The sequence below is a fragment of the Pseudomonas sp. NPDC089743 genome (assembly GCF_044748785.1).
Classification (GTDB): Bacteria; Pseudomonadota; Gammaproteobacteria; order Pseudomonadales; family Pseudomonadaceae; genus Aquipseudomonas; species Aquipseudomonas putida_X.
Window position 1 is genome coordinate 136,259 of sequence record NZ_JBIVGS010000011.1, and the last position, 6,428, is coordinate 142,686.

The following is a 6,428-nucleotide window of genomic DNA, read 5'->3' on the forward strand; positions in this document are numbered from 1 at the left end:
CTCCTGAACAGTGCGTTCAACGTCAGAACGGTTTGACCACCACAAGAATCACGATGCCCAGCAGGAACAGCACGGGTACTTCGTTGAACCAGCGGTAGTAAACGTGGCTGCGGGTGTTGGCGCCGTTGGCAAAGCGTTTGCGCTGGGCGCCGCACATGTGATGGTAGCCGGTGAGCAGAATTACCAGTGTCAATTTGGCATGCAGCCAGCCTTGGCTCAGCCAGCCCGGGGTGAGATAGAGCATCCAGGCGCCGAACACGTAGGTGGCAATCATCGCCGGGTTCATTATGCCGCGGTACAGCTTGCGCTCCATGGTAACGAAGCGGTCCTGGCTGATGCTGTCCTGGCTTTGGGCGTGGTAGACGAACAGCCGGGGCAGATAGAACAGGCCGGCGAACCAGCAGACCACGCTGACGATGTGCAGCGCTTTTATCCATAGGTAAAGCATGGAGAGAGTTCCTTCAGGTATTCACGGTCGTCAGATAGTAGAGGCCAAGCGCCCGAAGGGTCACCCGAAGAGTTGTTACAGGCGCCTTGCGCCCCTATCATCGTGCGCTTTCCAGACGGCTCGTTGATAAGGGGCAAGCGTTATGATCAAGGTCGGTATCGTCGGCGGCACGGGTTACACCGGCGTCGAACTGTTGCGTCTGCTGGCACAGCATCCACAGGCCGAAGTGGCGGTCATCACTTCGCGTTCCGAGGCGGGCGTAGCGGTCGCCGACATGTATCCGAACCTGCGCGGCCACTATGACGGCCTGGCTTTCAGTGTGCCGGACAGCAAGGCCCTGTCAGCCTGCGACGTGGTCTTCTTCGCCACCCCGCACGGTGTCGCGCACGCCCTGGCCGGCGAGTTGCTGGCTGCCGGAACCAAGGTCATTGACCTGTCCGCCGACTTCCGCCTGCAGGACGCTGCCGAGTGGGCGAAATGGTACGGTCAGCCGCACGGCGCGCCGGAGTTGCTCAAGGATGCGGTCTACGGCCTGCCTGAAGTCAACCGTGAGAAAATTCGCCAGGCGCGCCTGATCGCCGTGCCGGGCTGCTACCCGACCGCTACCCAGTTGGGCTTCCTGCCACTGCTCGAAGCGGGTCTGGCCGACCCGTCGCGCCTGATCGCCGATTGCAAGTCGGGTGTCAGTGGCGCCGGCCGTGGTGCCGCCGTGGGGTCGCTGTTCTGTGAGGCTGGCGAGAGCATGAAGGCCTACGCGGTCAAGGGCCACCGTCACCTGCCGGAAATCAGCCAAGGCCTGCGCCTGGCTGCGGGCACGGATATCGGTCTTACCTTCGTGCCGCATCTGACCCCGATGATCCGCGGCATTCACTCGACCCTGTACGCGACGGTTGCCGATAAGTCGGTCGACCTGCAGGCACTGTTCGAGAAGCGCTACGCAGACGAGCCGTTCGTCGACGTGATGCCAGCGGGCAGTCACCCGGAAACCCGTAGCGTTCGCGGTGCCAACGTATGCCGTATTGCCGTTCATCGCCCGCAAGGTGGTGACCTTGTGGTCGTGCTGTCGGTCATCGACAACCTGGTCAAGGGCGCGTCAGGCCAGGCGGTGCAGAACCTGAACATCCTGTTTGGCCTGGACGAGCGCATGGGCCTGTCCCATGCCGGCCTGCTGCCCTGACACCGCCGGCAAGGTACAAGCTGCAAGTGAGCGTATTGCGTTCAGCTTGTAGCTTGTCAATTGCGGCTTACGAATTGTTGACCGATTTTCTCGGAGAAGCGGATAATGCGCGTCATCGAGTTTTATGGCGGCTACTGCGCCGGGAGAATCAACATGAGCGTCGAAACCTTCACCCCCACGGCTTTGGAATTCACTCACGGCGCCGCGCAAAAGGTGAAGACTCTGGTTTGCGAGGAAGGCAATGATCGTCTGAAACTGCGGGTTTTCGTGACCGGTGGTGGCTGCTCGGGTTTCCAGTACGGCTTCACCTTCGATGAAGATGTGGCCGAAGATGACACCATCGTCGAGCGCGAAGGTGTATCCCTGGTGGTAGATCCCATGAGCTTCCAGTATCTGGCGGGCGCGGAGGTGGATTACCAGGAAGGTCTTGAGGGTTCGCGCTTCGTGATCAAGAACCCGAATGCCGCTACCACCTGTGGCTGTGGATCTTCCTTCTCGATCTGAAGCCCGGTAGTACAAAAAAACGCCGCGCATTCGCGCGGCGTTTTCGTTGGCGGTTGCAAGGTCAGGCTGGGTAGATCGCGCCCAGCACCCGGAGCCCCTTCGCTGCCGTAACGCTGGGGCGGTTGGCAGCGATCCCTTCCAGGCAGCAATGCGCCAGCCAGGCAAATGCCATACCCTCAACCCAGTCTGGGTCTACGCCATATGCCTGGGTGCTGGTGACCCGGGTATCGGGTAGCAGCGCGTCAAGGCGAGCCATCAATGCACCGTTGCGTGCACCGCCTCCACAGACAAGCAGTGCTTCTGTGCCTTGCTGTGCATTACGCAAGGACTCAGTGATGGTTCGCGCCGTCAGTTCAAGCAGTGTGGCCTGGACATCCTCGTCGCGATAATGCGGCATACGAGCGAGATGGCCATCCAGCCAGGCTAGGTTGAACACTTCGCGGCCTGTACTCTTCGGGCCGCTGCCGACGAAGAAAGGATCACTCAGCAACGCGTTCAGCAAATCGGTCTGGGCCACGCCACTGGCCGCCCAGGCGCCGTCGGCGTCATAAGCCTGACCGCGCTTACGCTCGATCCAGGCATCCAGCAGGACATTGCCGGGGCCACAGTCGAAGCCGTGGACCGGCTTGTCGTGCTCGATCAGGCTGAGGTTGCTGAAGCCGCCCACGTTGAGCACTGCCAGCCGCTGGCCAAGATGGGCGAACAGGGTTTCATGAAACGCAGGCACCAGAGGCGCGCCTTGGCCGCCAGCCGCCACATCGCGCCGGCGGAAATCGGCTACCACTGCGATCCCGGTGAGCTCGGCAAGCAATGCCGGGTTGCCGATCTGCACAGTAAAACCCCGGGCAGGCTCGTGGCGGATGGTCTGGCCATGGCTGCCGATGGCGCGGATGGCGGCAGGCTGCAGCCCCTGCTTTTTCAGCAACTGCTGTATGCCTTCTGCGGCCAGGCTGGCCCAGTGGTTTTCCGCCAATGCTGCACGTGCGATTTCGTCAGGGCCGCTGGCGCAAAGGGCAAGCAGTTGCTGACGCAGCTCGGCGGGCATCGGCAGGTAATGGGTGGCGAGCAGCTCCAGCCGCTCGCCTTGTTCGATCAGGGCAATGTCCAGGCCGTCGAGGCTGGTGCCAGACATTACTCCCAGGTAGAGCGCCATGGATCAGCGCTTGTTCGCTGCGAGCATGGTGGCCTTTTCCTGATCCATGCGTGCGATCAGTGGCTTGCTTTGCTGCAGGAACCGCTGGCGTTCGGCCTTGGCGATCGGGTCGGCCATCGGTACCTTCTGGCTCAGTGGGTCGACGTGGACGCCATTGACCTGGAACTCATAGTGCAGGTGCGGGCCCGTGGACAGGCCGGTGGTGCCGATATAACCGATGATCTGCCCCTGCTTCACGCTGCTGCCGGTCTTGATGCCTTTGGCAAAGCCCTGCATGTGCCCGTACAGGGTCTTGTACCTGTTGCCGTGGGCGATGATCACTGTGTTGCCGTACCCACCGCGACGGCCGGCCAGTTCGATGCGGCCGTCACCGGCTGCTTTGATCGGTGTGCCGCGTGGGGCGGCATAGTCGACACCCTTGTGTGCGCGGATCTTGTTCAGGATCGGGTGCTTGCGGCCTGCGGAAAACCGCGAGCTGATACGAGCAAAGTCCACGGGGGTGCGGATGAACGCCTTGCGCAGGCTGTTGCCATCGGCTGTGTAGTAGCTGGTGTTGCCCTGCTTGTTGGTGTAGCGCACCGCCGTGTAGGTCTTGCCACGGTTGGTGAAGCGGGCAGACAGGATGTTGCCTGTGCCAACCACCTTGCCATCCAGGACCTTCTGCTCGTAGACCACGTCGAATTCGTCACCCTGGCGGATGTCCTGCGCGAAGTCGATGTCATAGCCCAGTACCTTGGCCATATCCATGGTCAGGCTATGCGACAGCCCGGCACGCTGGGCCGAGGCCGACAACGAACTTTTGATCACACCGTGGGCGTACGCGGTACGTACCAGAGGTTTGCTGATTTCGCGGTCGAAGGTATAACCCTTGGCGGTCTTCGTCAGGCGGATGGTTTCGAGGGTGCTGACCTTGCTTTGCAGGCTGGCCAATTGGCCGTCCTTATCGAGCTCGAACTGCAAAACCTGGCCGTGCTTGAGTTGGCTGAATTGCTTGGCCTGCTTGCTGCTGGCCAGCAGGTCGTGTACCGCATTGGCGGGCAGGCCGACTTTTTCGAACACGGTGGACAGTGTATCGCCACGCGCCACGGTGACTTCGCGATGCCCAGGCGTTGTGGCTTCTGGTTTTTGCTCCAGGGCCGGAAGCCCTTGGGAAGCTTGCTCGGTTTTGCTATCGGCACCTTCGATTTGCGCGAAAGGTGAACCTTGATCGGCTTGGGTCTGCACCAGTGGCGCGGCGGCGGACTCTCCCTTGAGTTGCTCCGCCGGGCTTTCCAGTTCGAGGCTGAGGGTAGTCTTTTTGGCTTCGACTTCGCTGGACGGAAATACCAGCAGAGCCAGGCTGAGCAGGGCGGCGATGCCGCTGGCGGCCAGCAGGTGGGTTTTCGGATAAAGCGGGGGCGCTTTAGGCGTTTCGTCGGTCATAGGTAAGGTGACTTTTTGAAGAAAAGTGAATATGGAAAAGATGAATGACATGATGAAGATGAAATAACTGTATAAAATATAACCAAATCCATTTTCACGCAAGGGCGCGTAGACGCCGCGAGGCTGCGGTCAGGTCACATTCCGTTGCGAAACTTGTATTTGATGGCCGATCTTGTATGGTTGGCTCCCCTTGAATCTGAGCCTTGCGGGTCTGTCTATGAAGTCGGTTGAAGAGCAGCTGGCGCTTATCAAGCGCGGTGCGGAAGAAGTGTTGGTCGAGTCGGAACTGGTGGAGAAGCTCAAGCGCGGCCAGCCTCTGCGTATCAAGGCAGGTTTCGACCCGACCGCGCCTGACCTGCACTTGGGGCACACCGTGCTGATCAACAAGCTGCGCCAGTTCCAGGAGCTGGGTCATCAGGTCATCTTCCTGATCGGTGACTTCACCGGAATGATCGGTGATCCCAGCGGCAAAAGTGCGACTCGCCCGCCGCTGACGCGTGAGCAGGTGCTGGATAACGCCGAGACCTACAAGCAGCAGGTGTTCAAGATTCTCGACCCGGCCAAGACCGAGGTCGCGTTCAACTCCACCTGGATGGACAAGCTGACACCGGCTGATTTCATTCGCCTGGCGTCGCAGTACACGGTGGCGCGTATGCTTGAGCGCGACGACTTCGACAAGCGCTACACCACCAACCAGCCGATTGCCATTCATGAATTCCTCTACCCGCTGGTGCAGGGGTATGACTCGGTAGCCCTCAAGGCTGACGTGGAACTCGGTGGTACCGACCAGAAGTTCAACTTGCTGATGGGGCGCGAGTTGCAGCGCGCTTACGGCCAGGAAGCGCAGTGCATCGTGACCATGCCGCTGCTCGAAGGGCTGGACGGCGTGAAGAAAATGTCCAAGTCGCTGGGCAATTATGTCGGTATCCAGGAAGCCCCTGGGGTGATGTACAGCAAGCTGGTGTCGATCCCGGACACGCTGATGTGGCGTTACTTCGAGTTGCTGAGCTTCCGCTCCATGGAAGAGATCGAGCAGTTGCGTGCCGATGTCGCCAATGGTGCGAACCCGCGCGACATCAAAATCAAGCTGGCGGAAGAAATCGTTGCGCGTTTCCATGGTGAAGAGGCGGCTGCCAACGCCCACCGCGCGGCGGGTAATCGCATGAAAGAGGGTGAGTTGCCGGAAGATCTGCCCGAGATCGAGGTGGCGGCGGCTGAAGACCTGCCGATCGCTGCTGTATTGAACCGTGCAGGCTTGGTGAAGAACTCGGCGATGGCGCGTGATCTGCTCAATGGCGGTGCGGTCAAGGTCGATGGTGTGGTGGTTGAGCGTGACTTCATGTTTGCGATTGGCGCGACTCATGTGTGCCAGGCGGGCAAGAAGGCGTTTGCCCGGGTTACGCTCAAGGCGGAGTGAGTGCCTGGTGGTGTAGCTATATATAGAAGCGGGGAGGCCGACAGGCCTCCCCGCTTTGTTTTCAGCGATGGTGAAGTTTATTGGAATTAAGCCTTGACGCGTTCTCGAATCCCCTTATAATGCGCCCCACTTCCAGCGTAGTCGGAACGAGAAACTCCTTGAAATTCAATGAGTTACTTAATCCAGGTAGTGCTGGTAGTGCTTCGGTCATTTGATCGATAGCGGTTGAAATGGTGGTTGACAGCGCTTCTAAACGCTGTATTATTCGCCTCCCGCTACGAGAGATCGAAGCGAGCCAAGTGTTTGA

7 protein-coding genes are annotated in these 6,428 nt (G+C 60.0%); 3 read left to right on the forward strand and 4 right to left on the reverse strand.

Translation table 11 applies throughout. From position 1 onward, the window contains the following. Window positions 1–22: 22 nt before the first annotated feature. Window positions 23–448: a protoporphyrinogen oxidase HemJ gene (gene hemJ, locus ACIPZC_RS19135; protein ID WP_400628809.1), complete on the reverse strand. Its 426-nt coding sequence runs from the start codon at window positions 446–448 to the stop codon at window positions 23–25. A 142-nt stretch (window positions 449–590) separates the two neighbouring features. Between hemJ and argC the strand changes: the two genes are divergently transcribed. Together argC and erpA are read left to right on the forward strand one after the other, a co-directional pair. Next, window positions 591–1,625, forward strand: a complete 1,035-nt coding sequence (argC, locus tag ACIPZC_RS19140; RefSeq protein ID WP_196997117.1) for an N-acetyl-gamma-glutamyl-phosphate reductase — start codon at window positions 591–593, stop codon at window positions 1,623–1,625. A 153-nt stretch (window positions 1,626–1,778) separates the two neighbouring features. Beyond that, window positions 1,779–2,129 carry an iron-sulfur cluster insertion protein ErpA gene (erpA, locus tag ACIPZC_RS19145; RefSeq protein WP_046787605.1) on the forward strand — a complete coding sequence of 117 codons (351 nt, stop codon included), beginning with the start codon at window positions 1,779–1,781 and terminating at the stop codon, window positions 2,127–2,129. Window positions 2,130–2,190: 61 nt separating this feature from the next. Here the strand turns inward: erpA and ACIPZC_RS19150 are convergent, their stop codons facing one another. Then, on the reverse strand, window positions 2,191–3,282 hold the full coding sequence (locus ACIPZC_RS19150; protein ID WP_400628812.1) for an anhydro-N-acetylmuramic acid kinase: 1,092 nt from the start codon (window positions 3,280–3,282) through the stop codon (window positions 2,191–2,193). Window positions 3,283–3,285: 3 nt separating this feature from the next. Then, on the reverse strand, window positions 3,286–4,704 hold the full coding sequence (locus ACIPZC_RS19155; protein WP_400628814.1) for a peptidoglycan DD-metalloendopeptidase family protein: 1,419 nt from the start codon (window positions 4,702–4,704) through the stop codon (window positions 3,286–3,288). Between the two features lie 217 nt (window positions 4,705–4,921). Between ACIPZC_RS19155 and tyrS the strand changes: the two genes are divergently transcribed. Continuing rightward, window positions 4,922–6,121 carry a tyrosine--tRNA ligase gene (gene tyrS / locus ACIPZC_RS19160; protein ID WP_400628816.1) on the forward strand — a complete coding sequence of 400 codons (1,200 nt, stop codon included), beginning with the start codon at window positions 4,922–4,924 and terminating at the stop codon, window positions 6,119–6,121. 61 nt (window positions 6,122–6,182) lie between these two features. Here tyrS and ACIPZC_RS19165 read toward each other — a convergent pair. Further along, window positions 6,183–6,428, reverse strand: a 246-nt coding sequence (locus ACIPZC_RS19165; protein WP_400628818.1) for a hypothetical protein, incomplete at its 5' end; no start/stop codon positions are given.